We start from the raw sequence: 25405 nt of genomic DNA, 5'->3' as shown, positions 1-25405 counted from the left end.
CGTGGACCGACCTGATCTGAACGGCCGATGTGCCACCTGCGCCCGCTTCGTTCACGTCGTCGAGACCATCGACGACAAAGGTGAGGTGCGCCGCACCGGCGAGTGCCTCCTGAACGTTTGGCCGGCGCCGATCTACGAGACGAACACCTGCTCGAGCTGGGCCAAGCTCGACGACCTCATCGCCGCGAAACGCCGGGCGGAGGCGCGCGGTGCTCGTGGAACGCCAGCGCGGGCGCGCTCGTCTTCGCCCGGCGCCACGGCGCCGCGGGCCATCGTGCCGTCCCAGCCCACCGACTTCGACATTCCCGAGGAGCTTCTCGACATGGACAAGAACGAGTTTCGCCAAATTCTGAGGGCCGTGATTCGCGACGAGCTTGGCGTCGGGGACGCGCCGCTCGCGGCACGGTTCGTCGGCGGCGAGGTCATCATCAAACCGGGCAAAGAGGGCACTCAGGAGAAGCGCATCCCCATCGACGGCTTCTTTCATAAGGTCGTCATGGTGCGGGACAAGCTCCGCGTGCTTGAACAAAAGATCAACGCGCACCCTCAGCTCGGCGACGACGAGAAGGTGCAGATGCAGCAATACGTCACCGCCTGTTACGGCTCGCTCACGACCTTCAACGTCCTCTTCTCCGACAAAGACGACCACTTCGTGGGGCAGCGAAGCGACGACTGACGTTCCGATTCGGGGGCGGTTGGTGTCTCCGTCCGTCACCGCGGTGCGACGGAACCTCTAGCTACCGGCGGAAAGTTCGCCCAAGGGCGCCCGTTTGAGCGACGCCAGCGCACAGCTCCGCTCTTGGTGGATCGCCGGCGGTGGTGCGGTCCGTGCTCTAGCGCTGGGCATGCGGCTCTCGACTCACTCACTGGTTGTTCTGGCGTTCCTCGGATTGACCGCGTGCTCCGTTGCCGCGACAGACGACGATTCGGGTGGCGAGCCGGCCGCCGACGAGAGCGCGCTCACCATCGACGGATTCGTAGAACCGACGGCGGAGGACGAGGCTCACATGGTGGAGCGCTTCCCCCAGCTTGACCCGGACCGCGTTGTGCCGCGCGACCTTCTCTACCGAGCCGTCGCCTTCTGGGAGCTCAATCGCGAGCGCGTGACCAATCGCCGGTACCTCAGCGTCATCGACTTTTCGCGGCACTCGTCGAAGAAGCGCCTCTTCATCGTCGAAATGGACACGGGGCGCGTCGACGCTCACGTGGTGGCGCACGGCTCCGGTAGCGATCCCGACCACACTGGCTACGCGCGGCGCTTCAGCAACGTCTCGGGCTCCAACGCCTCGTCGGTGGGCTTCTACCTCACGGGGGAGACCTACCAAGGCAATCACGGTTTGTCGCTTCGCCTCGATGGCGTGTCGGACACCAACAGCAACGCACGGTCGCGAGCGGTGGTGATGCACAGCGCCGACTACGTCGAGGAGGGCTCGGCGAAGCAGGGGCGCTCCTGGGGTTGCCCAGCGATCCCCAACAACATGCGCGAGGCGATCATTCGGCGGCTGAAGGGAGGAAGCGTCCTCTACATCGAGCGGGCGGGTCGAGGCGACCCGTGAGGCCTGTCGCGAGACGCCTTTGAATTGCTCTGGCGTTGCGCGTTTTCGCAGCAGGAGCGGATGGGGGGCGAAAAGCGCGCGTAAATCACGCTTGCGCTCGTGATAGCGGTGGGGCGCTCGCCACAAGGAGCGAGCTCGGAGGCCCCCATGCGAAGTGCACCTCGTCCGCGAACTGGTTCCGCTCCCAGCCCGGGACAGCCAGGCTCTTCCGGCGCCTCCGGTCCGCCGCGCCCCGATTCCTCCGCGACGCCGCTCGCGCCGCGACCCCGCATGTTGACGCTGCGCGATCCCTTCGAGATCGAGCCCGCGCCGTCGATGCCGCCGTCGAGCGAGCTCTTCGAGAGCTACGTGCAGCGCGTCGCGCCGCCGGTCGCTCCAACGGGCGAGCAGCGCACGCCCGCCGTCGGCGCGGCGCCAGCTCCGCCGCGCACGACCACGTTGCTCCCGCCGGCGAAGGTCCCCTCGGCGCTGCGCGTTTTCGCCAAACCCGTCGTCGAGCGGGCCGCCGCGCCGCCGCCCGTCGCGAGGAGCGCGCCCAAGGGAGGGACGCCGCCGCTGGCGGCGCGTGCGCCGCTCCCACCGCGCGCTGCGACGCCCAGTGCGCCGCGGCCCGCCGTGAAGGCGCCGCCCTTGCCCAGCGCCGTCCCGCCGACGTGGCCCGTCGTTCAATCGCGCGCGCGTGCCCGCGCGTGGCTCAGCGACGACGTGAGCTAGAGTGCTCTAAGCCGTCGACCGTCCACGAGCGAAAGCGCGCTCCGCCTCAGTCTCTGGCACCGTCGACGAGGCCGAGCTCCTCTTCCCGCGCGAAGAGGCAACACTCGCTCGCCACGGGAAACAAGCTGCACGCGTCGGGACGCAGCGGGTAGATGCGGCACTTGTTGTCCTTTTGGAGGTGCCGGCAGTCCTTCGACTTGAGCAGCGTCAGCACAATCTTCTTGTCGCGGCGCCGCCGCGCGTAGGGCTTCTTGAGGAGGTCCGGCCGGCCGCCCTTCTGAAAGCGCACGATGTCGACCTTCTGCAGCACCACCTCGTTGTCGCGGCAACACGCCCCACACTCGAGGCAGTCGAAGGAGACCTTGCGCGTGGCGCCTCGCCAGACCGAGTCGCGCCGAACCCAACCTTCTACGATGTCGTGGTGCTCGCGCGGCACGAGCGAGGTGGCGAGGCCGCGAAAGGCGCCGCGGCTCTCGACGTCAAAGCGCTGCTTGCCCAAGTCCAAGAGCGCCCACTCGCCGAGGTCTTGATCGTTGCCTTCGCGCGGCTCTTGGAACACGAGGCGCGCTCGCTTTTCCGACTCCCAAAAGATGGCGAGCCCGCCTTGGCGAACGTGAGCGATGGCCTCGCGGGCGTAAGCGGCCTTGAACGAGCGAACGACGGGGCGTGTGACGCGCATGCGGAAGAGAGGTGACACGAGCGCAGGCTCGGCTGCAATAAAGGATTGGGCGTCGCGCAAGAACGACGCGGCGGCGACTCCACCCGTCAGTTGACTTCCGGTTGCGGCGTGGGCTTCTTGCCCTCTTGGCCGCGCGTGCGGAGGGCTTGGCGCTCGAGGGCCGCCTTCACGAAGCGCGCAAAGAGCGGGTGCGCTTGCGCCGGGCGGCTCTTGAACTCGGGGTGGAACTGGCATCCCAAGAAATAGGGGTGCTCGCGCAGCTCGACCATTTCGACGAGCTTCTTGTCGGGCGACGTGCCCGACAGGACGAGGCCCGCGCCCTCGAGCTGGTCTTTGTATTCGTTGGCGAACTCGTAGCGGTGCCGGTGGCGCTCGGAGATCTCGGTGGCGCCGTAGGCTTCGGCGGCGATGGTGCCGGGCTTCAGCGAGCAGGGGAAAGCTCCGAGGCGCATCGTGCCGCCCTTGTTGCGCGTGCCGCGTTGGTCGGGGAGGAAGTCGATGACGGGGTGGGCGCAGTCCTTGTCGAACTCCGTGGAGCTCGCGCCAGCGAGGTTGGCGACGTGGCGCGCAAACTCCACGACGGCGAGCTGCATGCCGAGGCAAATGCCAAAGAACGGAACCTTGTTCTCACGCGCGTATTGAATCGCGGAGATCTTTCCTTCGGTGCCCCGGTCGCCGAAGCCACCGGGCACGAGGATCGCGTCGAGGTGGGCAAGCTTCGCCTCGGCGCCAGCCTGTTCGATCTCTTCCGAGTCGATGTATTCGAGCTCGACCTTGCACTCGTTCTGAAGGCCGCCGTGGACCAGCGACTCATGGAGCGATTTGTACGCGTCGCGTAGGTGCACGTACTTGCCAACGACGCCGATGGTCACGCTGCCGCGCGCCGGTCGGGTGAAGCGGTCAACGGTGCGTTGCCACGCCGACAGATCAGGCTGGCGACTCCAGATGTTGAGCCGCTCGCAGATGAGATAGTCGAGCCCCTCCTTGTTGAACCAAAGGGGCACCTCGTAGATGCAGCCGACGTCGATGGCCGAGACGACGGCCTCGACGGCGACGTTGGAGAACATCGAGATCTTCTCCTTGGTGCTCCGCGTTAGGGGTCGCTCCGTGCGGCAGATGAGGATGTCGGGCTGGATGCCGATCTCGCGCATCTCCTTGACGGAGTGTTGCGTGGGCTTCGTCTTGAGCTCGCCGGCCGTAGGGATGTACGGCACCAGCGTCACGTGCATGCTGAGGGCGTTCTGCGGGCCCGCCTCGATCTTCATTTGGCGGATCGCTTCGAGGAACGGCAGCGACTCGATGTCGCCGACGGTGCCACCGATCTCGATGATGGCAACGTCGACGCCGCTCGTGGCGTCGCGCACGCGCGCCTTGATCTCGTCGGTGATATGCGGAATCACCTGCACCGTGGCGCCGAGGTATTCACCGCGCCGCTCCTTCGAGATGACCGCCTCGTAGATGCGGCCCGTCGTCAGGTTGTTGGCCCGCGTCATGCGCACCGTCGTGAAGCGCTCGTAGTGCCCGAGATCGAGATCCGTCTCGGCGCCATCGTCGGTGACGAAGACCTCGCCGTGCTGGTACGGGCTCATCGTGCCCGGGTCGACGTTAATGTACGGGTCGAGCTTCACATGGGTGATGCGTAGACCTCGCGCTTCGAGGAGGGCTCCAACGGACGCGCTAGCCAAGCCCTTGCCAATGGACGAGACGACGCCGCCGGTAACAAACACGTACTTCGTCGGTTTCCGGCTCATCGACCCTCGCTCCTGTCACGCCGGCCCGAGGATTCGGACGGGCGAAATTGGTTGGACTCGGTCTCCCCGCACCGCCGCTTTCGGTGCTCCCGCGATGACAGCCGGATAGCACAAAGCACAACCGTTCGCGAGATTCGCGGGCTTCGGAATTTTCTGCGTCGCGCGTCGGTCGGCACGGCGGGCGCGGCGGCGCCGCAGATTCACCGCGCCAGTCGAGCTTTCGGGCACCCAGAGACCGTGCTAACCCGCCACGCGCACATTGGGGCATGCCGCTCGCGGCGCCTGAACGGATTGGGGTGGATGGTTCGAGTTGCCGGCAGGTACGAGCTTGGAGCGTTGATCGGAACGGGCGGCTTCGCCTCCGTGTACCGCGCTCGCGACCTGTCGACAGCGCGTGACGTCGCGCTCAAGCTCATTGCCCACGGGGAGCTCTCGTCGTTCGATCGCTTTCGCCACGAGGCGCTCGCGCTCTCGCGCCTCAAGTCGCGTCACATCGCGCGCGTTCACGACTTCGGTCGCGACGAAGAGCTCGGCCACTATCTCACGATGGAGCTCATCGACGGCGTGCCGCTCGAGACCGCTTCCCTCGGCCGAGCGCTGTTGCCCCACGAAGTGCTACGCGTGGCCCGGGGGCTCCTCTCGGCGCTCGCGGAGGCGCACCTGGCGGGCATCGTGCATCGCGACATCAAGCCGTCGAACGTCATCGTGCCCGGTGGCCTCGCGGGGCTTCATGACGTGCGACTCTTGGACTTCGGCATCGCTCGCGATGAACGAAGGGCCCAGCTTCGTGAAGGTATCGGCGAGATGGACACCCACGAGGGCACGGTCGTCGGCACGCCGGCGTACTTGGCGCCCGAGCTCGTCGCCGGTGGTCGGGCGTCTCCGGCGACCGACGTGTACGCGGCGGGGCTTGTCCTCTTTGACCTCCTGGGCCAGGGGCCCCTCTATCCGGGAGAGACCATCAGCGATCAGCTCGCCGGCCGGCTCGGTGGCGATCCCGCGCTTCACGGCCGCGTGGACCAGCCGCTGGCGAACTTGTTCGTGCGAATGCTCGCGCGTGATCCGTCGGCGCGCTTCGCCCGAGGCGACGCAGCGGTGCGGTTCATCTCCGAGCTTGAGACGGCGCCCGTCACGGCCGATGAGCTGGCGACTGGCGCGAGCGAGGCTCCGAGCCGGAGGCGGCCGAGCGCCCCGCCCATGTCCACGACGTTGCCGGCTTCGCGGCGGCCCAGCCAGCCGCCGCGTTCGATCCCGCCGAGCGTTCATCCGCCCTCCGGCGCGCCCGAATCGCTAAGGCCCGGTAGGCCCGCAGGCCTCTTCGGCACGCGGCGTTTAACGCGCCTCGACGATGAGCCCGTGGCCGCGCTTCTTGGATGCCTCCACGCGCTCGACCTCGCGATGCTCGATGCGCTCGCTCGACGCGAACGCCACTCCCAGTGGGGTGGCTTGGCGGCGGGCATCGCCTCCGCTTTGCGCTTGGACTTTCGCGCCGCCACCGACGTCCTCGCGCGGCTGTCGTGTCCCGAGGCTCGCGCCGCGTTGGCCACGCTTATCGTGCCGCGCGCATCGCGCGCCCTCGTCGCGCGCGCCGACTGCCCCGACGAAGCGTGGCTCTCGGTCATCGAGCCTGAGCTGGCGGCTGTTTTTTGCGCCATCGGCCTGTCGCTCACGACGCAAGAGGCGGCGCGCCGTCACGGAGAGCGCTGCCGAACGGTCAGCACACGCCTCGTCGAGGCGCTCGCGGGAGCCGCGTGGGAGGCCGCGCCCGACCTCTCCGGCGTCCTGGGCACGGGCGCGCGGCGGACGTCGATGCGCACGACGCTCCTCATGGCCGATTGGTGCGCGCGGGCGCTCCTCGGGGACGTGCCGCGCTCGCGCGCGAAAGACGAGCTGCTGCTGTTGCGCGATGCGGAGACGCTGCCGCTGAGCCCGCTCCAGGTGTTTCTTCGGGCCATGCTCGTGGCCTTCGCGACGGCCAACGCGGACCAACACGTCACACGCGATCAGCTCGAACGCGCGTCCAAGCTCGCCGTCGAATCGGGAGCCACGCTCCTCGAGGTGAGGGCCATGGTGGCTTGGGGAGGGCTCCTGCTCGAGATCCCGGGTCGTGCCGAGCAGGGAACCACGGTCCTCGATCGCGCCGCCACGATGCTCGCGGGAGCCGACTCGCCTTCGCTCCTCTACATCGCGGAGCACAACCGAGGCGCAGCCTTGCTCATTCAGGGCCGCTACGCCGAGGCGGCGCCGCACCCGCGTCGCGCGCGCGAGGCTGCGCAAGGCGAGCTCTCGCTCGACCACGAGCTGCTCTCGACGAACAACGAGGTTCATGCGCTCTTGGCGCTCGGCGATCGCGAAGGCGCCGCGGCGCTGATCCCGCTCATCTCCGAGGCGCGCGCTTCCGGTGCCCGAGCGCGAACGCGAATGCACCTCCGCTGTTCGCGGTGCCTTGAGGCGTTGCAGCGAGGCGACGTCGCGCGCGCGGAAGCGGAGCTCTCGCAAGAAGGGGAGCGGCGAAAGGAGGCGGAGGCCTCGGGCGACGGCTACCTCTTCGCCGAGGCGCTCGGCATCCTCTGCGCGTGGGCCCGCGGCCAGACGGCGGACTTCTTGGCCCGCACCGCCGACCTCGAGAAGGTCGCGCAGGATCGTGGCGTGACGAATCTCTACTTCCTGCAAGTGGTCGAGGCCATCGCCACGCACATTGAGGACCGGACCCTCAGGGATCGGGTGGCGGAGGCTGCGTCCCGGCTGTCCTTGTTGCTCAACCCCGAACGGGCCTCCCGGGAGGCGTGACGGCCCAGCTTGGGGGTGGTCGGGCTCCGAGCGTCTCCCGAGCCCCCGCGTCCCTGGATCGCCGGGTCGCCAATTCGTTGTCCCGGCGCGAAACCAGGGCTGCGGGGAGGGCCGGGGCCTTTGGCATCGCTGATGCACTTGGACCTGGGGTCGCCATGATGTTTCCTTCGCGCAGCTTGCTCGTAGCCGTAGTCGCCGCGGCGGGCTCGTTGGCGGCCGGCTGCGGGGCCACGCGTGAGAGCGAGGACGTCGAAGAGGGGGCGATCCTCGATGGCTTCGACGTCACCGATGCAAGAGCCGACGCGATTGGGAGCGTGGGCTTCATCTACGGGCCCACGACCTTCGACGGCAAGTGCACCGGGACGCTCATCGCGCGCGACCGCGTCCTCACGGCCAAGCACTGCGTCCAAGCCACCGCCGCCGAGGCGCCCTACGTCGTCGATCGCGACGTGGGCTTCGCCGTTGGCTTCGACGTTCACAGCCCGCGGCGAGTGGTTCGCTTCACGAAGGTGGAGCGGCTGGAGCCCCACGAAGGCGGGTACGTGGGTTTCGGTCACGACGTGGCCGTCTACACGTTGGCGGAACCCATCGACGACGTGGCCCCGTTGCCTTTGGCCAACGATGCGCTTTCTGCGTCAAGCGTGGCACTCCGGCTGTGGGCCGTCGGCTTTGGCGCTCAGGACTACGACGGCCGCGTTCGCGGCACGAGGCGCGCAGGGTCTGTTCGGTTGCGCGCCGTGGAAGGCAAGGCTCTGCCTTCCTTGTTTCCGACCTTCGACGCGATGGAAACGCTTCTCACCGCCTCGGAGGGGCGCGACTGGGTCACGGCGTCGCGCGGCGCGCTGACGTCGCTCTACGGCTACGAGCTCTTGCCCGGCGGCGAGGTCTACGCCGCCCCGGACACGGCTCAGCCGTGCGACGGCGACTCCGGCGGGCCCCTCGTGGCGCGTCGCGCTGGGACCGTCGAAGAATACGAAATCCTGGGGGTCGTTAGCGGCTCGAAGAAGGGGCGCGATGGGCGGTGCAGCGTCCTGGGCGAATTCTACGCGCCAGTCTCTGCGAGGCTTGTTGCTCCGCTCGCGGCGCGCTGAGCTCCGCGAGCGGTGCCGCCTCGCGCGGGCCCCTTCGTTTCCCGCCGCCGGCCCCCCGGATTGTCGACGGCGAGCGTTTTCAGCGGCCCCCGCCATGTGGCAGACTGCGCGGCTATGGCGCGCGAACACTGCGGAATCACCGGCTTCGATTCGTTCCACTTCGTGGTCGAGAACCTCGAACGCTCAAGGAAGTTCTACCGCGACGTCCTCGACTTCGCCGAGGTGGCGCGCGCCGGCGATGCGCTCGTGCAGCGAAGCGGTCAGCAGTCGGCCGTCTTCGGCGCCGGCAAGGTTCGCGTTTGTGTGTCGACGCCCCTCACGCAGACGTCGAAGGCGGCCCGGTACCTCAAGGTCCACCCGGCCGGCGTCATGAGCCTCTCGTTCACCGTCGACGACCTCGACAAGACCGCCGACTTTCTCGATGGGCGCGGCGGAACGTTCTTGAGCGAGCCGCTCGAGTTCAAAGACGAGGCCGGCGGCACGTACCGGTCCTTCGAGATCGCCACCCCGCTAGGCGACGTCGCCTTTCGGTTCGTCGAGCGCAAGAACTTCGGCGCCTTCGCGCCGGGCTTCGTGGACGTCGGCCAAGGTCACTCGACCGACCCGCCGAACCGCTTTGGAATTCGCGCCGTTGATCACGCGACCTCGAACGGCCTCACGATGCAGCCGATCATCGCCTGGTACCGCGACGTCCTCGGCTTCGAGCCCTTCTGGGAAATCAGCTTCCACACGCGCGACGTCGCCAAAGAGCGGGCCAGCGGCTCGGGCCTCCGCTCCATCGTCATGTGGCACCCGGAGAGCGGCGTGAAGTTTGCCACCAACGAGCCGCTCCGGCCGTTCTTCCGCGACTCGCAGATCGCCAAGTTCGTCGAAGACAACGTCGGCAACGGCGTCCAGCACGTCGCCTTCGCCGTCGACGACATCTTGTGGTCGGTGCCGGAGCTCGAAGCGCGCGGCGTCGACTTCATGAAGACACCCAAGTCGTATTACGAAGACCTGCCGGGGCGCCTCGCCAAGCTCGGAATCTCCAACGTCAAGGCGGCCCTTACCGAGCTCGAGAAGAAGCAGATCCTCGTCGACGGCGCCCACGACAAGTACATGCTCCAGATCTTCATGCACGAAGCCGCCTCGATGTACGACGACCGCCGCGCCGGTCCGTTCTTCTACGAAATCATCCAGCGCTGTGGCGACGAGGGCTTTGGCTACGGCAACTTCCGCGCGCTCTTCGAGAGCATCGAGCGGGCCCAGAAGGCTGCGGGGCGAGCTTCGTGATCGACCGCATGGTGCAGGGCCTGGTGCCCGACAAGCCGCACACCGCGTTTCGCACGGCGAACGGTGGCCTCTACTACGAAGAGATGTTCACGCGCGGGGGCTTCGCCGACGCCTTCACGTATTTCTATCACCAGAACCCCATCACCCCGCATCGCGAGGTGACGGAGACGACGCGCGGCTATCCGCGCGCGCAGGCCGACCTTGGCGCGTCGCATCCGCTCAAACGCCGCCTCTACGCGTCGGAGCGGGTTTCCGCCGGGGGGCAGCTCCTCGATCGCCGAACGCCGATCCTCACGAGCGCCGACGTGACCGTGCACTTGGCGCGCCCGACGGAGACCGACGACGCGTATTTCGCCAACGGCGACGGTGACGAGCTCTGGTTCATCCATGAAGGAGAGGGGCGCCTCGAATCGCCCTGCGACTTCCTCGACGTGAAGGCCAACGACTACGTCTTCGTGCCGCGCTCGTTGATCCATCGCTGGCATATCGACGCGCCGCTGCGGCTCATGGGCTTCGAGCTCCACGGCGGCATGCACGTGCCGGAGCAGTTTCGTAACCCCGTGGGCCAGCTCAAGATGGATGCGCCCTACACGCATCGCGACTTCGTGAGACCCCGCGGGCCCATCGCCTCGGCGACGGGCCCTCTCGAAGGACCGCGCGAGCTGTTCGTACGCAAGGGCGGCCGAACGACGCGCTACGTGCTCGAGACTCCGCCGATGGATGTCGTCGGTTGGGATGGCACCGTGTACCCGTTCGCGTTCGACATCCTCAAGTACCAGCCGAAGACGGGCCTCGTTCATTTGCCGCCGACGATTCACACGACGTTTGCCGCGCGCGGCGTCCTCGTGTGTTCCTTCGTTCCGCGCCTCGTCGACTTCCATCCTCAGGCGATCCCTTGTCCGTATCCGCACTCGAGCGTCGACTGCGACGAGGTCATCCTCTACCTGCGAGGCAACTTCACGAGCCGTCGCGGCGTTGGTCCCGGTGCCATCTCGCTGCACCCGGCGGGCATTGCGCACGGGCCTCACCCCGGCGCCTACGAGGCGTCGATCGGTGCCACCCGCACCGACGAGCTGGCGGTGATGATCGATACGTATTTGCCGCTCTTGCCCACGGCGCAGGCGGCAAACCTCGAAGAGCCCGGGTACCACGGCTCCTGGGGCGCTCACTGATGCAAAAGCTAGTCAAAGGCATCCACGAGTTTCGCGAAAACTATTTCGCCGATCACAAGCAGCTCTTCGAGCGCCTCGCCACGACGGGGCAACAGCCTGAGACGCTCTTTGTCACGTGCTCCGACTCGCGCGTCGTGCCGAACCTCATCGTCAACGCGTCGCCCGGTGAGCTCTTCATCGTGCGCAACGTCGGAAACGTCATCCCGCGGCCCGATCTACCGGGCGGCACGGCGGCGGCGCTCGAATACGCCGTGAGCGTCCTCAAGGTCGACGACATCATCGTGTGCGGTCATACGCAGTGCGGCGCCATCGACGCCATCCTTCACCCGGAGCGCATGGCGAACCTTCCCTTCGTGCGTCGGTGGCTCGCGGAGACGGAGCGCGTGCGAGACGTCATCGAGTCGCGCTACAGCGATCTCTCGCCGGAAGCTCAGCTCATGGCGGCGGTGGAGGAGAACGTGCTCATGCAGCTCGAGCACTTGCGCCAATACGCCTTCGTCAACGAGCGCCTCGAGGCAGGGACGTTGCGCGTCAGCGGTTGGATCTTCGACATCAAGTCGGGCCGCATTTTCGACTACAACCCGACGGAAGGGCAGTTCCAACCGCTCGACGCGGCGCGGTAGCGCGGGCGCGTCTCGGCACCAAGCGGCGACTCAGGCCGCGGCGGCGCGCGCCGCTCCCACGTTCTCGTTTCGCGCTTGCCGGGCAGCCCCGCAAGTGGCGATGAGCGTCTGCACCGTCGCGAACACCAGCGCGGCCACCATGTTGTTGAGCGACTCGCGCAGGCCCACCAGGAAGAGGTGCAACGGCGGCGTTCCCGCGAGCGAATAGCCCGCGGCCGACGTCTGCACGCCGACGACGGCGCCGAGGCATCCCGCCAAGACCGTCGCCACGGCGAGGCCGACGGCCAACGCGAAGCGATCGCGGCGCGGCAGAGCGGCGTGCGCGAGGGCCGCCAGAAAACCGAGAGCCCCAAACAACATCACCGGGTAGATGCCCCAGCCTGCGTCGCGGAAAAATTCGCCCATGAGTGACCTCCCGAGCGTTGGAAAGCCACCCTCGGAGAAAGTTCCGGCGGTCTGCATGAAACGCGCTGCGCGCGCGTCTAAGCGCCGCACGTCGCGCGGTCTAGGGTCCGGTGAGCAACGTCGCGAGCTCGCGCACGTGGGCGTCCTCGATGCCGAGGCGCTCGAGCTCTCGATGCAGCGACAGGACGTAGTCGCGGTTTTTTCCGCTCGGGCCATGAGCGCGCCGGATGCGGTCGACCATGGCGTCCAAAGGCTCGGGACCGAGCCAATACGGGTTGTTTGCTCCGGCGATCCACGTGACCGCCTCGAGCGGCTCGCCGTCGCCGCTCCAAAGCGAAAGGACCGTCCGCTCGTAGCCGCCCTTCTCGCGTAGGTCGAGCTCCCGCAGGATGGTCTCGCGGGTCTCGCTCGGCAGCTCGTAGGCCAGGCCTTCGCACCGACCTCCGGGCTGCTCGACCAAGGTGACGACGCGACCCAAGGTCTGGGGTCCCGCGGTGGTCCGGCGAACCCTGGTAGAAGCGGCGCGCCCGACAGAGGGCGGTCGCGTGCCGAACCGCACGGTGCGAAAAGCCCGGCCGGAAGAGCAGCGAACCGTACGCGAAGACCCACACCGAAGGCACGACGGGCACCTCTATAGCGGAACGCCAGGCCGCCGTCGTTGCAATGGACCCCAAGCGCGAACGGGAGGCACGAGCCCCCGGCCCGGTGTGTTTGCGCGTGCTTTGGGATGTGAAGGGCAACGAGGCTCCGGCCGTGGCCGGCCGTTCACGAAGCCCGTCGGCCCTCCGTGTTCCGCACCCCCTTCCGCACCGACCGCGGTGTCGCGCCGAGGCGAAATTGCCTGCCGCGGCGTCATCGCGGGCGCATGGCCGTTGCTACGACGGGGGTGGCACGAGACATGAAGGGACGGCGCGCCGGAGGCACTCATGAGGCGTTGGGGTCGTGGAGCTTGGGCACCGTTGGGCATGACGCTGGCGCTCGCGATGGGCTTGGCCGGGTGCGGCGGGAGCGAGTCGCCGCTCGGAGTGGGCCCTTCCGACGCAGGCGGTGACGCCACGTCCACCGGGCCCGTCCCCGACGGCGTCTACACGCTCGACAACGTCTGCGAGACCACGGCTCCGAAGGTCTGCGAGCTGCGAAAGGCCTGCTGCGAGAAGTCGAGCGGCTTCGACGAGGCGACTTGCCTCCGGCGTGCGAAGGCCGACTGCGAGCAAAACGTGGCTGAAGTCAAAGCTGGTCAGGCCACCTTCAATGGCGCCCGCATCGACGCCTGCCTCAACTCGCTCAAGCCCATCGTCGACAAGTGCTTCTGGGTCGTTGATGACTTCACGGAGGCGGCGCGCGCGTTCAAGAACTGCCGCATCTTCGCGGGCCAAGTTGGCGAAGGCGCTGCATGCACGCGTGACGACCAGTGCAAGCTCAACGACACGGCCGATGCCTTCGTGTCGTGCAACGCCTCGAAGTGCAAGACGACCCACATTCTGCCGGCCGGTGCCGCTTGCGAGATCAAGGACGACCTCGACGCGCTGTGCGCGGCCGGACTCTACTGTGACGTGACACCGGCGGGGCCCGCGCCGTGGATCGGCGTCTGCAAGACCGCCCTCTCAGTGGGCGCCCCATGCCAGCGCGTCCGCACGCTCGAGTGTGGCCTCGGCAACTATTGCGATGAGGTCACGAAGAAGTGCGTTGCCGGCGGGCCCGGTGGCGCCACCTGCGAGAATGACCTCCAGTGCGCGACCGTGAGCTGTCTCAAGGTTGGCGACGGCGGGCTTCCCGCCGACGGCGGCACCGGCGGGACCTGCAAGGCGCAGAAGCCCGCGGTGAAGCCCACCGAGTGCGGAAAGTAGGCCCGCAGCGGGCCGCGACTTCCCCTAGCGGCGTCGAGGGCGTCAGGCGGCGCTAGGCGGGCTTTTGGGCCCAGACCTTACAGTAGCCGGACGGGTGGATCGGCCCCTTCATGACCTTGCAGGCGCCACACGCGTTCGGCTGGCCCGCCGTGTACTGCAGGCAGTTGGCGCAGTTCTTTGCGGCGTCCGGCGACTTGTCGACGTACCCGAGCGTCGTCCGCGCCGAGGCCTCGTCGGCCGAGAGGCCCGCCACGTCCGTGCATGTGAGGTCCTTCTTGCCGCAGCCGAGGGCGCCGAAGCCTCCGAGGCCGCCCGCTAGGACCGTCAAGCTCACCTTCTTCAGGGCATCCCGCCTGGAAACGCGTTCACTCATGGCGAGAGAGCGTAGTGGGTTCGGGGGCGCTTGGTCGAGTTACGAGCGGTCGGCGCCCCACGCCTCCCGCGGCATGCAACGACTCCTGGTGCCCAAAAGCCGCCTGAGCTATCGGCTGCCCATCGGCCAACGCCGCGTTCGCCACAGATGCACACCCTCATCGACGCCCCCACCCGCGAGCTACTCGACCTCATCGCCCGATGGATTCACCTCATCGCCGGCATCATGTGGGTCGGAAACTCGATGCTCTTCAACTGGCTCGACCGCAACCTCGAGAAGCGGGCTGGCGCGGACGCCCGTCACGTGGGGGTCATCTGGATGGTCCATTCGGGTGGCTTCTACGAGGTCGAGAAGAAGTCGCTCGCGCCGGCGCAGATGCCCGCCATGCTGCACTGGTTCAAGTGGCAGGCGTACACCACGTGGATGAGCGGCATCGCGCTGCTCGTGCTCGTTTACTACATGGGCGGGGGCGCGCTCTTGGTCGACCCCAGCGTGTCGGTGTTGACGCCCGGCACGGCGACGCACCTGGGCCTTGCTACCGTCTTCGGCGGCCTCCTCGTTTACGACCTCATGTGGCGGACTCCGATCGCCAAGTTCGAGCGGTTCACGACGTTCCTCTCGCTGGCGCTCTTGGCCGGCGCTGTCGCCTTTCTCACGTCGCGGCTGAGCGGTCGCGCCGCGTTCATCCACGTGGGCGCGCTCCTCGGCACATGCATGGCGGGCAACGTCTTTCTCCACATCATCCCGTCGCAGCGCGAGTTGGTCGCAGCCACGGTCTCGGGGCGCGACCAGGATCCGCGCCTCTCGTGGCGCGCGAAGCAGCGCTCCATCCACAACAACTACATGACGTTTCCGCTGCTCTTCTTGATGTTGAGCAGCCACTTCTCCAGCACCTTCGGCCACGCGCACCGCGCCGTCGTCCTTGGGGTCCTCATGGTGGCCGGCGCGTCGGTGCGCCATGTCCTCAACATCCGCTTCACGTTCCCCGCTTGGAAGCCGACGCTCGCCGCGGTGCTGACCGCGTCGATCGTGGCGTTGTACCTTTTGCTGGTGCCGCGCGGCGGCGTGGACGCGATGGCCGCGTTTCGCGGGGGGCCGCCTGTGACCTTCGGCGAGGCGCGAACCGTCCTTCAGCAGCGTTGCGTCACGTGCCACTCGGCGACGCCGAAAGACGCGGTCTTTACGACGGCGCCCAACGGCGTCGTGTTCGACGCACCCGAGCAGATTCACCTCTACGCCGATCGCATCATGGCGCGCGCCGTCTTGGCCAAGACGATGCCGCTCGCGAACCGCACCGGCATGACCGACGAAGAGCGCGCGATCCTCGGTCGGTGGGTGGCGCAGGGCGCACGCGTCGAGTAGCGACTCGCACCGGCGGCTATCGCGCGCGGGACGCTCTCGTGGAAGCGAGCACCTGCTCGAGGCCTGAGGAGAGGAACGAGAAGAGCGGGCCTTCGCCTCCCGCCGAAAGGTTGATGCGGTCAAAGGAGCCGCGGAAGGCCTCCGCGACGCGCGGCATGGTCTCTGTCACCAGCAGCTCTTCGAGGCGCGCCGGCGAAAGATCGGGGACCGCCTCGCGCCTCTTTCGCGCGAGCTCGATGTCTTGCTCTTCAGCGCGGCGACGCGCCTCGAGCTCGATGGCGGCGCGCTCTCGCTCCGCGTTCGCTTGATCGAGAAGACGGCCCAGCTCACCCTGCTGCTTGCGCTCCAGCATCGCCGCCTGGTGAGCTTCGCGCTCCAGCTCGTGGCTTCGTTCGAGAAGGGCGCGCTCCCGCTCTTCATGGAGGAGCGCGAGGCGTGTTCGCTCCAACGTCATGCGTCGCTCGGCCTGAAGTCGCGCCTCCTCCCGCTCGACCTCGTCTTTCGCACGCAGGGCCTTGAGGGCCAGTCCTTCACGAAAGGGGGCCTGGAGGCGCGCGAACACGTCTTGCGAGAGCACGCGCACGTCCTGAATCTCCACCGTGTCGAGGATGACGCCCCAGCCCCGATCGGTGGTCTCTCCGCTCGCGCCGCTCCCTGCCAACACGGGCCCGACCTCCTCCAAGAGCGCGGCGGCAACACGCTCCTTTCGGTGCGTGATGCACTCATCGAGGGTCAGGCTCGACACGATGCGTCGCGTGGCGCCGACGAACATTTCACGCAGGATGTCCGTCAGGGACTCGCGATTTCTGTCCATCATCCGGTACGCGAGGAGCGGCGCGGCGATGCGATAGACGGCGAGGCCGCTGACCTCCACGCCGGTCTTCTCGAGGGTCACCTGATCGGCGCGAAACGACAGCTTTGCGATCGACGTCGGAACGACCGCGACGCTGTCGGACGGCCACTTGAAACACGCGAGCCCTTGGCCGTGCCGGACGATGCGGCCTCCGCGTGTATGAATCAGGTATTCGTGCGGCTCGGAAACGACGCGGCCCCAGGTCGGAATGTTCGTCATGGCCTCCGTGGAGCAACGCTCACGCCAGCGAGAAACCCTGCGAATTGCGCTGGCCGAGGCCGTGGGTGCCCCAATTTGGGGCATCGGTCGAGCGCCCCGCGCACCCTCTTCGGACCGGCTCCGCTACGGGCAGCTCGTCACCGAAGTGATCCACTCGTCGATGAGGCTCGCGCCCTTCGCGTCGGGAATACGGACGCCGATGGGGGGCATCCGCTTCGCGTCCTCGGCGCGCATGCGGATGGAAATCATCGATTCGTTGGGGTTGCCCGGCGCGAGCACCTTCGCGGCGGCGACGCCGAAGTTGCCTCCGACGGGGTTGGCTCCGCACGCTTTCGTCGCGAGGAGCCCTTGGCCGTAGCGGAAGTCCATCGCGCCGCCGCCGCCACCGGCCGGTCGGTGGCAATGCGAGCAGTTTGAGTGGAGGTACGAGAGCGCACGGCTCTCCACCGGCTCGGTGCCCGAAGGCTCCGGGTAGCGCGCGAGCTTGGCGGGATCGCCGACCGGGGCCGCCAGCACGCCGATGTGCTCGAGCGTGGCGAGCTGATTCGAGACGCGGTTCGTGGAGGTGTAGACGAAGTCGCCGTTCAGTTGTCCGAGCTCCAGACCGAGGGAGCCGCCGGCCGCCGTCGTGTGGCACTGCACGCACTGCGCTCGGCTCGGGTACGTCCACGACTCGCCGCCCGCCAAGGCGCGCGTCTTTCCAGCCGGGAGTAGCTGAGCGTCGGTGCCGTCGTCGTTCCACTCGTAGCTGTAGCCTGCCCACTCCCCGTCGTCGTGGCGGACGAAGAGCCGCGTCTCGAGGAGCTTGCCGAAGGCGCGGAACGTCTTCACGAGCACGGTGCCGCGGGGAAAGTCAAAGTCGCCATCGGCGCCGACGGTGATGGTCCCGCCTTCGGGGAGCGCGAAGAAGCGCTCCTTCTCGGCGCCGTCCGACCAGAGCGGCGAGCGGACGCCGTAGGGCACGAGTCCGCTCGCCGGCTTTTTCGGGTCGCTCGCGTCGACGCAGCCGGTCTTTGAGAGCGCGTCGGGGAACGCGCTCGGAGGCGTCGTCATGGCCGTGTCGGGCTTCATCTTGAGGATGCGTCCCGTCGTGAGCGACGCGATGTAGAGCTCGCCGTCGGCGTCGACGGTGAAGTCGACCGGGTTCGGCACCCGGCCGAGCGGCTTGGAGGTGGCGCGACCGGCGCCGTCGTAGACGATGCCCCACACGTTGCCGGTGCCGTAGTCGGCGTAGACATACGTGCCTGTGAGGCTGGGGATGGCCTTGCCGCGGTACACGATGCCGCCGGTGATGACGGTGGCTTCGGAGCGACCGTGCGCGACCACGGGATCATTGAGGCCAGGCGTTGCGCAGAGCGCCGTCGTGCTCCCTCGCTTGTGGAAGCCTTCGCAGGTGTTCCACCCGTAGTTGCCCCCGAGCTTGACCTTGTCGATCTCTTCCCACGCGCTCTGCCCCACGTCGCCGACCCACAAGTCGCCCGTCTCGCGGTCGAAGTTCCACCGGAACGGATTGCGAAACCCGGAGGCGTAGATCTCCTTCTTCTCGGGCCCCGTGCTTGAAGCGTAGGGGTTCGTCGGCGGAATCGTGTAGGGCGGGGCCCCGTCGACGTCGAACCGCAGAATCTTGCCGAGCACGGTGTTGAGGCGCTGGCCGCTGCCGAGCGGATCGTTGCCGCTGCCGCCGTCGCCGAGCCCAAAATACAAGTACCCGTCGGGACCGAAGTCGATGTCGCCGCCGTTGTGGTTTGAGTAAGGCTGCACCCGCCGAAAGACCTCGACGGGACTGCCGACCGTGAGACCGCCATCGGCGCTGGTCCATCGCGACACGATGGAGGTCAGGCCCGAGTTGATCGGGCCGCCGGCGTTCGAGTCGGGCGGTGCGCCGTCAGTGCCGGCCGCGTAAGTGCGCGTGTACGAGAAGAAGGCGGTGCGGTTCGAGGCCCATTTAGGGTGAAACGCCATGCCGAGCAGGCCGCCTTCGCCGGCCGGGTTGACGGGCACGAGGGCGAAGTCCTTCACGTCGCTGGGAGTCTGTGCGCTCAGCGGAACGCGCTTTACCTTCGCGGGCACCGTCGTCGAAGAGCCGCGCTCGGCGACGTAGAGGTTGCCCGGCTCGCCGGGCGCTTGCCGAATCTTCATGGGCGCGGCGAACGTGATGGCCGCGGGAAACGCGTTCTCGAAGACGACGCCGCTCGGCGGCGGCGGTCGCGCTGGCGCACGGCACGTTGTGTTGGCAGGGCGGACATCGAGGCCGTAAGGCGATGGCGTGGGCGGCACCGCGCCGTCGGCGGTGCCATCGATAGCGGACCCGGCGTCGGCGGGCGCCGGCGTCGCGTCGAGCGTCTCATCGCAGGCGGCCGACGCCGCCAGGGTAAACACAAGGACGATCCCGAAGCGCTCCGAGCGATGCATCGGCGGAGGTTACCATCGGGCGGCCGACGTCGAATCAGGACTTGCGGGAGCCGAATTTCGCAGCCTGGCAAAAGAAGCGCCCGCGTCGCTCGCGCGGCCCGCGGCCGATGGCTTCGGCTACCATGGCGCGATGACCGAGCACGCGAACCCGCTCATCGTTACGGCGCTGCCTATTCGTTTCGACCTCATCTCCGCGGAGCACGTCGTCCCGGCCGTCGACGCTCAGCTCGCCGCTGCGCGAAAGCTCGCCTCTGCCATCGAAGACGGGCGAGACGTCTCCTTTGAGGCGACCTTTGGCGCCTTCGATCGCATGAGCGAAGGCCTCGAGCGAACGATGTCTATTGCTGGGCACCTCGAGTCGGTGGCCACGACGCCCGCGCTCCGCGACGCGTACGCGTCGGTGCAGCCGGCCGTGAGCGAGTTTCAATCGAGCGTTTACTTGTCGGCCAAGCTGTACGCCCGGCTCTCCACGTTCGCCAACAGCGTCGACGCGAAGTCGCTCTCGGCGGCGAAGCGTAGGTTTGTGGAGACGACGCTCGCAGACTTTCGCCGTGCCGGTGCCGAGCTTCCCGATGCCGGCAAGGCGCGCCTCGCGGCCATCGACGTGGAGCTCACGACGCTCGCCCTCAAGTTCTCGCAGAACGTCCTCGACGCCACCAACGCCTTCGAACTCATCATCGGTGAGGAGCAAGCGAACCGCCTCCGAGGCCTCCCCGAGAGCGCCCTCGAGGCCGCCCGCGAGTCGGCTCAGGCAAAGGGCAAGGCCGGCTATCGTTTTACCTTGCAGGCGCCGAGCTACGTCGCCGTCATGACGTACGCCGACGACGCCGCGCTCCGCGAGACGCTCTACCGCGCCTTCAACACGCGCGCGTCGGGCGGCGAGTTCGACAACCGCCCCATCGTCGTTCGCATGCTGGAGCTTCGCCGCGAGAAGGCGTCGCTCATCGGCTTCGCTACTTTTGCGGACCTGGTGCTCGAAGATCGCATGGCCAAAGAGGCGCGCGTCGCACGGGCCTTTGTGCGCGAGCTCGAGGGCCAGACGCGCTCGTTCTTTGAGCGCGAGAACCGCGAGCTCGCGGAGTTTCGCGCGAGCCTCGACGGAGCCGCGGGCGCGCTCTCGCCGTGGGACGTGCCCTACTATTCGGAGAAGCTGCGCCGCGCGCGCTTCGACCTCGACGAAGAGCTGCTGCGGCCCTACTTCGCGCTCGAGCGCGTCCTCTCGGGCCTCTTCACCGTCGCCACGCGCCTCTACGGCGTTCGCATCGAGCCTTGGCCGGGCGCGCCCACGTGGCACGAGTCGGTGCAGGCCTTCAAGCTCTTCGAGGGCGACGACACGGGGCGCGAGATCGGCGCGTTCTACGCCGACCTCTACCCGCGCGAATCAAAGAGAGACGGCGCTTGGATGCACGGGCTCATCAGTGGCACCGGCGAAAGCGGCCGCCAGATCGCCCTCATCGTGGCCAACGTGACGCCACCGGTGCGCGGCAAGCCCGCGCTGCTCACGCACCGCGAGGTCGAGACGATGTTTCACGAGTTCGGGCATCTGATGCATCACCTGCTCAGTCGCACCGAGCTGCGCTCCCAAGCCGGCACCAACGTCGCGTGGGACTTCGTCGAGTTGCCGTCGCAGATCATGGAGAACTGGACCTGGGACCGGGCCGCGCTCGATCTCTTCGCCGCCCATCACGAGACGAAGGCGCCGATTCCCGCCGACCTCTTCGAGAAGCTGCAGAAGGCGCGGACGTTCCGCGCCGCCAACATGCAGATGCGTCAGCTCGGCTTCGCTGAGACCGACCTCGCGCTCCATATGGATTTCTCGCCGAAGGAGCACGGCGACGTCATCGAGTTCGCGCGCGAGGTGTCGAGCCGGTTCTCCGCCGCCGCCCTCCCGCCGGACTACGCCATGATCGCGTCGTTCGGTCACTTGTTCGCCAGTCCGGTCGGCTACGCGGGCGGCTATTACTCGTACAAGTGGGCCGAGGTCCTCGACGCCGATGCCTTCTCGCGGTTCCGCGATCGCGGCATCCTCGACCGCGCCACCGGCCAGGCGTTCCGAACGAGCATCCTCGAGAAGGGCAACAGCGAAGATCCGAAGGCGCTCTACGTCGCCTTTATGGGGCGCGAGCCCGACCCGCGCGCGCTGCTCGAGCGCAACGGGCTCGTCTGACGGCGAGGCGCTACACTCTTCGGCTCGTCGAGGGCCGATGTCGCCGGTGTCAGCGGCGCGACTCGTCTTCGAGTTGCATGGCCGTCAGCAAGATCTCACCGATGGACACGCGGGGCGACGCCTTCGGTTGGATGTCGCGGGGCGTGAAGTAGAACTTGCCGGAGCGCCACTTGAGCACGTCTCGCAAGACGTCGAGGGCGGGCCGCTCGGTGCCGTTCACCTCGCTCTGGACGAACGTGCCACCGATGAGCGTGAACAACGCGCTTGCGCCGGCGTCGGTCGAGACCTTGAGCTGGCCGCTGCGCCGCTCCATCTCGAGCATCATCGAGGATCGACGCCAGGGGCATCTGGGCGAGCTCGCCGCGGAAGGCGACCCCTTGCTTCGACGAGGTGGGCTCGCCCACGAAGGAGTCGCGTCGAGCCCGGAGGCGTCGCGCCATGCCGATGAGCGCGGTCACCTGCGCTTCGACCTCCTCGTGGGTGAACGGCATGGAAAGGTAGACGTCGGCGCCGACGTGCAACCCCTGGAGGCGGGCGTCTTCGTCGTCGGATTCGGCGAGAAAGAGGAAGGGCGTCGACGAGACCGAGCCGGACTCGGTGCGAATGCGGCGGGCGACCCAGAAGCCGTCGATGTCCGGCAGCTCAATGTTGCAGACGATGCAGTCGGGGTTGCTCGCGCACGCGGCCTCGAAGCCCGCGCGAGCCTCCAGCGCCACCTCGACGGCATAACCCTTCGCGGTCAGCGACTCGGAGAGCCGCCTGGCGACCCCCTCATCGGCCTCGATGATGAGGACCGTCCCTTGCGACACGAGGGCACCGTATCACGCCAGCCGCCCCAGCCCACCTTTCCGGCCGATATCGCGCGCGCCCGCGCCCGCTCCCGGACTCTCCCGTGAAGGTGCATGCGCCCGTGGACACGCCTCCTCTTCGTGCGCACCCGGGCATGCGCCCGCGATCTACGGCAGGGGAGGGAGCGGGGGCCGCGCGGGGGCGCGGCGGCGTCGGGGTCGACAATTAGCATGCTAATTTTGTGGCGGGTCGCGCCCCGCCCCCCCCGCGCCCCGCCCCCCCGCGCCCCGCCCCCCGCGCCCGGCCCCTCAGGCTGGGGTCGCTCGGATCCAGGTAACGGGATGTTTCAGAAGAAGAATTAGGTAGATACGAGCGGAGACTCCTTTTTTATCCGTGCGAGCCTCCACGCTCCTGGACGACACCAGACGCCATTGTATGATGCTCGCAGATGCGCGCTCTGACGCTGGTGTTGTTCGCTGCCCTTGCTGCCAGCGCCACGCAATGCGCGTCGGCTCCCGTGGACTCGGGCGACGAGACCGAAGACCCGATCTACGGCGGCTCGCTCGACGACAGCACCAATCAAGCGGTGGTGGCCCTTCGCATCGGGCAAGGCGCCAAGGCCGAGCTCTGCTCCGCGGCGGCCATCGCGCCGAACGTGCTGCTCACCGCGCGCCACTGTGTCTCCACGAGCTTGACCAAAACGGTCATCTGCAACTCCAAGGGCGCCTCGGAGAACGGTCCGCACTTCGGCGACGACCATCCCGTGTCGGACATTCGGGTCTATACAGGCGCGAAGCCGAACTTCTACGGTGGCGTCGCCGCGCAGGTTCGGGAGATCGTGCGGCCTGACGCGCCGGTCGTCTGCAACCAGGACATCGCGCTGCTTATCCTCGATCGAAACCTCGATGTGACGCCGCTACCGGTCCGCCTCGCGCGCGACGTCGGCGTTCAAGAGTCGATTCGTTCGGTCGGCTACGGCAAGACCGACACCGGTACGACGGGCACGCGCCTCCGCAAGACCGGGGTCGTTGTTCGCGCCGTTGGTCCGGGCTTGTCCTCGTCGGAGACCGCCCTCGGCGATCACGAATTCGAGGTCGGGGTCTCGATCTGCCACGGCGATTCGGGAGGCCCCGCCATTTCGCAGCTCACCGGCGCGGTCATCGGCGTGGTTTCTCGCGGCGGCGAGTGCGGCGAAGACTTCGGCCACGTTTACACCGAGACCAAGGGCTTCACAGAGCTCATCGAGCGGGCCGTGCAGAAGGCCGGAGCAGCGCCGGCGCAGCCCGAAACCGAGAGCCTTCTGCCCGCGTCCACGCCGGCGGCGAAGGCGCCCGCGGCCAACGCAGACGACAAGGGTGGGTGCGCCGTAGGGACGTCCAAGACGGGGCGAGGGCACGCGGCGTCGCTGGCAGGCGGCCTGTTGCTCGGCCTCGCCATGGTCCGCCGCCGTCGCCGCTGAACACTCGCTCCGGTTCGGCTGGCCCGTTCGCCGGGCAACTTCTGCTGACCGAAAGACAGATTCATTTGCGGGCCTTGGAGCCGGCATTTGTTGAGTATGCTGCGCCGCCTGGCGCCGCCCGTTTGGCGCGCCTCTGACGGGTTGGGAGCGCCACAATGCAGCTTCGCGTGAAAAAAGAAGTCTTCGGCTGGCGGAGCCCGCGGCTCGGCATCGACATGCCCATCGTGCGCTACGGCCACTGGGGCAAGCCACTCATCCTGTTTCCCACCGCCGGCAGCGATCTCTTCGACGCCGAACGATTCCTCCTCGTCCACTCCGTCCAGAAACACATCGAGGCGGGCAAGATCACCGTCTTCTCCATCAACACCGTCAACACGATGTCGTGGATGGACGAGAAGGTGTCGCCGCGCGAGTCGGCGCGCCGCCAGCAGCTTTATGCCGGCTACGTCGAAGAAGAGGTCATGCCGCACGTGCGCCGCGTCGTTGAGAACGACAGCGCCCGCGCCATCGTCGCCGGCGCCAGCTTCGGCGGCTTTCACGCGACCAACGAGTTCTTCCGCCGGCCCGACCTCTTCGACACCCTCGTGGCGATGAGCGGGTTCTTCGATCTCTCGTCGTTCGCCGACGGCTACAGCGACGACAACCTCTACTTCAACAACCCGTCGTGGTTTGTGCCCCGCATGAACGGCGCGACGCTCGAGCTCATCCGCAACCACAGCCAGATTCACATCCTGTCGGGGCAGGGAGCCTACGAGAAGCCGGAGGCGTCGCGGCGCTTCTCGCAGCTCCTTTGGGACAAGGGCATCTGGCACAACCTCGACCTCTGGGGCCACGACGTCAAACACGACTGGCCGACTTGGCGAAGCATGCTCGACCACTACGTCGACGCACGCCTGGGACTGTGACCGATGACCGGCAAAGGCTCCGGCAAGAAGCGCGTCGGCCTGCTCGTCGGCCGTGAGCGCTCATTTCCCGAAGCGCTGATCGCGGAGGTCGCGCGACGCGGCGTCGGCGTCGAGGTTTCCTACGTGAAGTTCTCGGCGCCGCGCGCCTGGGAGAAGCCGCCCTACGACGTCGTCATCGACCGCATCTCGCACGAAGTGACCTGCTACCAGCCGTTCCTCAAGGCCTGCGCGCTCCACGGCGTTTACGTCATCAACAATCCCTTCTGGCGCATCGCCGACGACAAGTTCTTCAACGCCGGCCTCGCCGAGAAGCTCGGACTCGCGGTGCCGCGCACCATTCTTTTGCCGTCGAAGACCTATGGCGACGACACGAACGCCGAGTCGTTGGCCCGCAACATGGACCTCGTCGATTGGGACGGCCTCGCCAAAGACCTCGGCTTCCCGATGTACATGAAGCCCCACTGGGGCGGCGGCTGGCGCAACGTCTCGCGAATCGCCGACATGCCGGCCCTCCACGCGGCGTACGACGCGAGCGGGCCGCTCACCATGATCCTCCAAGAGGAAATTCGCTGGACTCAATACGTTCGCTGCCTCGTCATCGGACGTCGCGACGTGCGGCCGGCTCTTTGGGATCCGCGCCACTCACACTTCGACCGCTACACGAAGGCGCCGGAGACGATGCCCGCGCTCTCCCCGGAGCTTGAGGAGCGCGTCGTGGCCGACGCTCTCGCCATCACCAAGGGCCTCGGCTACGACATGAACACCGTCGAGTTCGCCATTCGAGACGGCGTGCCCTATGCCATCGACTACATGAACTCGGCGCCGGACTTCGACGTGGCGTCGCTCGGCGAAGAGCACTTCGGTTGGGTGACCCGAAAGATGGCGCGCCTCGTCATCGATCTCGCCAACGCGCCGCCGGCGACGCCGCCGCTTGAAGCGAACGCCTTCCTCGCAGGGCTGCGCTGA

The 25405-nt window shown here is 67.6% G+C and carries 22 protein-coding genes and 1 pseudogene; 15 read left to right on the top strand and 8 right to left on the bottom strand.

Annotated features, from left to right (window positions below):
• Window position 1 precedes the first annotated feature (1 nt).
• The 3 genes from IPG50_13220 (at window position 2) to IPG50_13210 (ending at window position 2270) form a co-directional block, all read left to right on the top strand.
• Window positions 2–676, top strand: a complete 675-nt coding sequence (locus IPG50_13220) for a hypothetical protein (GenBank protein MBK6693145.1) — start codon at window positions 2–4, stop codon at window positions 674–676.
• Window positions 677–845: 169 nt separating this feature from the next.
• On the top strand, window positions 846–1556 hold the full coding sequence (locus tag IPG50_13215) for a murein L,D-transpeptidase catalytic domain family protein (GenBank protein ID MBK6693144.1): 711 nt from the start codon (window positions 846–848) through the stop codon (window positions 1554–1556).
• A 270-nt stretch (window positions 1557–1826) separates the two neighbouring features.
• Entirely contained in the window at window positions 1827–2270 is a 444-nt protein-coding gene (locus IPG50_13210) for a hypothetical protein (protein MBK6693143.1), read from the top strand.
• 46 nt (window positions 2271–2316) lie between these two features.
• Here IPG50_13210 and IPG50_13205 read toward each other — a convergent pair whose 3' ends face one another.
• Complete coding sequence (locus tag IPG50_13205) at window positions 2317–2967, bottom strand: YkgJ family cysteine cluster protein (GenBank protein MBK6693142.1); 651 nt, start codon at window positions 2965–2967, stop codon at window positions 2317–2319.
• Window positions 2968–3035: 68 nt separating this feature from the next.
• Window positions 3036–4700 carry a CTP synthase gene (locus IPG50_13200; GenBank protein MBK6693141.1) on the bottom strand — a complete coding sequence of 555 codons (1665 nt, stop codon included), beginning with the start codon at window positions 4698–4700 and terminating at the stop codon, window positions 3036–3038.
• Between the two features lie 300 nt (window positions 4701–5000).
• On the opposite strand from IPG50_13200, the gene IPG50_13195 reads away from it, so the two are divergent.
• The 5 genes from IPG50_13195 (at window position 5001) to IPG50_13175 (ending at window position 11648) form a co-directional block, all read left to right on the top strand.
• Window positions 5001–7490, top strand: a complete 2490-nt coding sequence (locus IPG50_13195; protein ID MBK6693140.1) for a protein kinase — start codon at window positions 5001–5003, stop codon at window positions 7488–7490.
• Between the two features lie 155 nt (window positions 7491–7645).
• Complete coding sequence (locus IPG50_13190; GenBank protein ID MBK6693139.1) at window positions 7646–8581, top strand: trypsin-like serine protease; 936 nt, start codon at window positions 7646–7648, stop codon at window positions 8579–8581.
• Between the two features lie 114 nt (window positions 8582–8695).
• Window positions 8696–9853 carry a VOC family protein gene (locus IPG50_13185; GenBank protein ID MBK6693138.1) on the top strand — a complete coding sequence of 386 codons (1158 nt, stop codon included), beginning with the start codon at window positions 8696–8698 and terminating at the stop codon, window positions 9851–9853.
• Window positions 9850–11025 (top strand): homogentisate 1,2-dioxygenase, encoded by a 1176-nt coding sequence (locus IPG50_13180; GenBank protein ID MBK6693137.1) that lies wholly within the window; start codon window positions 9850–9852, stop codon window positions 11023–11025. The genes IPG50_13185 and IPG50_13180 overlap by 4 nt, the downstream gene beginning before the upstream one ends.
• Window positions 11025–11648, top strand: a complete 624-nt coding sequence (locus tag IPG50_13175; GenBank protein ID MBK6693136.1) for a carbonic anhydrase — start codon at window positions 11025–11027, stop codon at window positions 11646–11648. The genes IPG50_13180 and IPG50_13175 overlap by 1 nt, the downstream gene beginning before the upstream one ends.
• A 30-nt stretch (window positions 11649–11678) precedes the next feature.
• Here the strand turns inward: IPG50_13175 and IPG50_13170 are convergent, their stop codons facing one another.
• Window positions 11679–12053 (bottom strand): hypothetical protein, encoded by a 375-nt coding sequence (locus IPG50_13170; protein ID MBK6693135.1) that lies wholly within the window; start codon window positions 12051–12053, stop codon window positions 11679–11681.
• A 100-nt stretch (window positions 12054–12153) separates the two neighbouring features.
• Window positions 12154–12718, bottom strand: a pseudogene (locus tag IPG50_13165) (gamma-glutamylcyclotransferase).
• Between the two features lie 261 nt (window positions 12719–12979).
• Between IPG50_13165 and IPG50_13160 the strand changes: the two are divergent.
• Window positions 12980–13900, top strand: a complete 921-nt coding sequence (locus IPG50_13160; protein ID MBK6693134.1) for a hypothetical protein — start codon at window positions 12980–12982, stop codon at window positions 13898–13900.
• 52 nt (window positions 13901–13952) lie between these two features.
• Here the strand turns inward: IPG50_13160 and IPG50_13155 are convergent, their stop codons facing one another.
• Window positions 13953–14273 carry a high-potential iron-sulfur protein gene (locus IPG50_13155; protein MBK6693133.1) on the bottom strand — a complete coding sequence of 107 codons (321 nt, stop codon included), beginning with the start codon at window positions 14271–14273 and terminating at the stop codon, window positions 13953–13955.
• Between the two features lie 147 nt (window positions 14274–14420).
• Here IPG50_13155 and IPG50_13150 point away from each other — a divergent pair, with 147 nt between their 5' ends.
• Window positions 14421–15635, top strand: coding sequence for a urate hydroxylase PuuD (locus tag IPG50_13150; GenBank protein ID MBK6693132.1), 1215 nt, complete (start codon window positions 14421–14423; stop codon window positions 15633–15635).
• Between the two features lie 16 nt (window positions 15636–15651).
• Here IPG50_13150 and IPG50_13145 read toward each other — a convergent pair whose 3' ends face one another.
• Window positions 15652–16707: a hypothetical protein gene (locus IPG50_13145; protein ID MBK6693131.1), complete on the bottom strand. Its 1056-nt coding sequence runs from the start codon at window positions 16705–16707 to the stop codon at window positions 15652–15654.
• Between the two features lie 123 nt (window positions 16708–16830).
• Window positions 16831–19119 carry a PQQ-dependent sugar dehydrogenase gene (locus IPG50_13140; protein ID MBK6693130.1) on the bottom strand — a complete coding sequence of 763 codons (2289 nt, stop codon included), beginning with the start codon at window positions 19117–19119 and terminating at the stop codon, window positions 16831–16833.
• Between the two features lie 130 nt (window positions 19120–19249).
• Here IPG50_13140 and IPG50_13135 point away from each other — a divergent pair, with 130 nt between their 5' ends.
• On the top strand, window positions 19250–21286 hold the full coding sequence (locus IPG50_13135) for a M3 family metallopeptidase (GenBank protein MBK6693129.1): 2037 nt from the start codon (window positions 19250–19252) through the stop codon (window positions 21284–21286).
• A 49-nt stretch (window positions 21287–21335) separates the two neighbouring features.
• Here IPG50_13135 and IPG50_13130 read toward each other — a convergent pair whose 3' ends face one another.
• Window positions 21336–21599 (bottom strand): DUF4388 domain-containing protein, encoded by a 264-nt coding sequence (locus tag IPG50_13130; GenBank protein MBK6693128.1) that lies wholly within the window; start codon window positions 21597–21599, stop codon window positions 21336–21338.
• A gap of 163 nt (window positions 21600–21762) precedes the next feature.
• Here IPG50_13130 and IPG50_13125 point away from each other — a divergent pair, with 163 nt between their 5' ends.
• The 4 genes from IPG50_13125 to IPG50_13110 all read left to right on the top strand — a co-directional run bounded on the left by IPG50_13125 (window position 21763) and on the right by IPG50_13110 (window position 25405).
• Window positions 21763–22182, top strand: coding sequence for a hypothetical protein (locus tag IPG50_13125; GenBank protein ID MBK6693127.1), 420 nt, complete (start codon window positions 21763–21765; stop codon window positions 22180–22182).
• A gap of 341 nt (window positions 22183–22523) precedes the next feature.
• Window positions 22524–23534, top strand: a complete 1011-nt coding sequence (locus IPG50_13120; GenBank protein MBK6693126.1) for a trypsin-like serine protease — start codon at window positions 22524–22526, stop codon at window positions 23532–23534.
• A 215-nt stretch (window positions 23535–23749) separates the two neighbouring features.
• Entirely contained in the window at window positions 23750–24439 is a 690-nt protein-coding gene (locus tag IPG50_13115; protein MBK6693125.1) for a prolyl oligopeptidase family serine peptidase, read from the top strand.
• Window positions 24440–24442: 3 nt separating this feature from the next.
• Complete coding sequence (locus IPG50_13110) at window positions 24443–25405, top strand: hypothetical protein (protein ID MBK6693124.1); 963 nt, start codon at window positions 24443–24445, stop codon at window positions 25403–25405.

This window comes from Myxococcales bacterium, from assembly GCA_016703425.1.
In the GTDB taxonomy this organism is placed as follows: domain Bacteria; phylum Myxococcota_A; class Polyangia; order Polyangiales; family Polyangiaceae; genus JADJCA01.
The sequence above is the reverse complement of the archived record's forward strand: the minus strand, read 5'-3'. Positions and strand labels throughout refer to the sequence as shown.

Bases quoted from the DNA above. Each gene is read 5' to 3' on its own strand.
- IPG50_13215 (MBK6693144.1), top strand. From the start codon at position 846: ATGCGGCTCTCGACTCACTCACTGGTTGTTCTGGCGTTCCTCGGATTG.
- IPG50_13210 (MBK6693143.1), top strand. From the start codon at position 1,827: ATGTTGACGCTGCGCGATCCCTTCGAGATCGAGCCCGCGCCGTCGATG.
- IPG50_13200 (MBK6693141.1), bottom strand. From the start codon at position 4,700: ATGAGCCGGAAACCGACGAAGTACGTGTTTGTTACCGGCGGCGTCGTC.
- IPG50_13195 (MBK6693140.1), top strand. From the start codon at position 5,001: ATGGTTCGAGTTGCCGGCAGGTACGAGCTTGGAGCGTTGATCGGAACG.
- IPG50_13190 (MBK6693139.1), top strand. From the start codon at position 7,646: ATGATGTTTCCTTCGCGCAGCTTGCTCGTAGCCGTAGTCGCCGCGGCG.
- IPG50_13185 (MBK6693138.1), top strand. From the start codon at position 8,696: ATGGCGCGCGAACACTGCGGAATCACCGGCTTCGATTCGTTCCACTTC.
- IPG50_13175 (MBK6693136.1), top strand. From the start codon at position 11,025: ATGCAAAAGCTAGTCAAAGGCATCCACGAGTTTCGCGAAAACTATTTC.
- IPG50_13170 (MBK6693135.1), bottom strand. From the start codon at position 12,053: ATGGGCGAATTTTTCCGCGACGCAGGCTGGGGCATCTACCCGGTGATG.
- IPG50_13160 (MBK6693134.1), top strand. From the start codon at position 12,980: ATGAGGCGTTGGGGTCGTGGAGCTTGGGCACCGTTGGGCATGACGCTG.
- IPG50_13155 (MBK6693133.1), bottom strand. From the start codon at position 14,273: ATGAGTGAACGCGTTTCCAGGCGGGATGCCCTGAAGAAGGTGAGCTTG.
- IPG50_13150 (MBK6693132.1), top strand. From the start codon at position 14,421: ATGCACACCCTCATCGACGCCCCCACCCGCGAGCTACTCGACCTCATC.
- IPG50_13145 (MBK6693131.1), bottom strand. From the start codon at position 16,707: ATGACGAACATTCCGACCTGGGGCCGCGTCGTTTCCGAGCCGCACGAA.
- IPG50_13140 (MBK6693130.1), bottom strand. From the start codon at position 19,119: ATGCATCGCTCGGAGCGCTTCGGGATCGTCCTTGTGTTTACCCTGGCG.
- IPG50_13135 (MBK6693129.1), top strand. From the start codon at position 19,250: ATGACCGAGCACGCGAACCCGCTCATCGTTACGGCGCTGCCTATTCGT.
- IPG50_13130 (MBK6693128.1), bottom strand. From the start codon at position 21,599: ATGGAGCGGCGCAGCGGCCAGCTCAAGGTCTCGACCGACGCCGGCGCA.
- IPG50_13120 (MBK6693126.1), top strand. From the start codon at position 22,524: ATGCGCGCTCTGACGCTGGTGTTGTTCGCTGCCCTTGCTGCCAGCGCC.
- IPG50_13115 (MBK6693125.1), top strand. From the start codon at position 23,750: ATGCCCATCGTGCGCTACGGCCACTGGGGCAAGCCACTCATCCTGTTT.
- IPG50_13110 (MBK6693124.1), top strand. From the start codon at position 24,443: ATGACCGGCAAAGGCTCCGGCAAGAAGCGCGTCGGCCTGCTCGTCGGC.